The 1,189-nt window shown below is 55.6% G+C and carries 1 pseudogene; it reads left to right on the plus strand.

Going from position 1 to position 1,189, the window contains the following annotated elements:
- Positions 1–55: 55 nt before the first annotated feature.
- Positions 56–1,173: pseudogene (locus ACR3FC_RS21930) on the plus strand (IS3 family transposase).
- Positions 1,174–1,189 lie beyond the last annotated feature (16 nt).

Raw genomic sequence — 1,189 nt, forward strand, 5'->3', positions numbered from 1 at the left:
TTGTCTTGGCCCCTAAAACTGTGCCACAGTTGGCTTAGTTTTGGAGACGGGATTGATGGCGCGGAAACGGTATTCGGACGAAGATATTCTGCGGCTTTTGCGCGAGATTGAGCTGGGCCTGGCATCTGGTTCGGATGTCGCGACGGCGTGCAGAACGGCTGGTGTCAGTGATGCGACCTATTACACATGGCGCAAGCGGTTTGGTGGGATGGGACGATCTGAGATGGCCAATCTGAAGGCGCTGCAGAAAGAGAATGATCGGCTCAAGAAAATCGTGGCTGAGCTTGAACTGGACAAACTCATTCTCAAGGAGAGCCTTGATTATCTAAAGCCAAAGGCCTGACGGCAGACCAGCTTCGTCAGGCCGTGGTCCACACCCGACAAAAGCTGGCAACCTCTGAACGGCGCACCTGTCGCGTGATTGGATTGGCGCGGAGCACGCTGCAATACCGCGCAGCGCCAAAGGATGATGAGGCGTTACGTCTGGCGATGATCCGATTGGCCAAACGGTATGGGCGCTACGGCTACCGCAAGGTCGCCGAGCTGCTGCGTGTCGAAGGCTGGGCAGTCAATCATAAAAAGATCGAACGACTATGGCGCGAAGAAGGCTTGCAGCTCCCACAACGGCACAAGAAACGCAAACGGCTGTACCACAAGGACAGCTCGATCATCCGGCTCCGACCGCAACATCCCAATCACATCTGGAGCATTGACTTTGTCCACGACAAGCTGAGCAACGGACAGAGCTACAAGATGCTGACGGTGCTGGATGAGTATACCCGTGAGGCGCTCTGCGTAGCGGTCAAGCCGAAGATGAACAGCGCAGACGTGCTGGATGCGCTCTACCCACTCTTATTGCGGCACGGGAAGCCCGAACACATCCGTTCCGACAACGGCGCGGAGTTCATCGCAACGGCCCTGCAGACCTGGTTAAGAAAGGTGGGCATTAAGCCGATCCAAATCTACCCGGGATCACCTTGGGAGAATGGATACAACGAGCGCTTCAATGGCACTCTGCGCCGGGAAGTCCTCAACGCAGAATGGTTCCACACCACCAAACAGGCTCAGATCGTCATCAATACCTGGCTTAGACAGTACAATCGTGTCAGACCCCATCAGGCTCTAAACATGCGACCGCCCGTTCCAGAAACCTTGCTCAAAACTGGCCCATAGAATTGGGGCTGGACAG

Source organism: Ruegeria sp. AF3 (genome assembly GCF_056536285.1).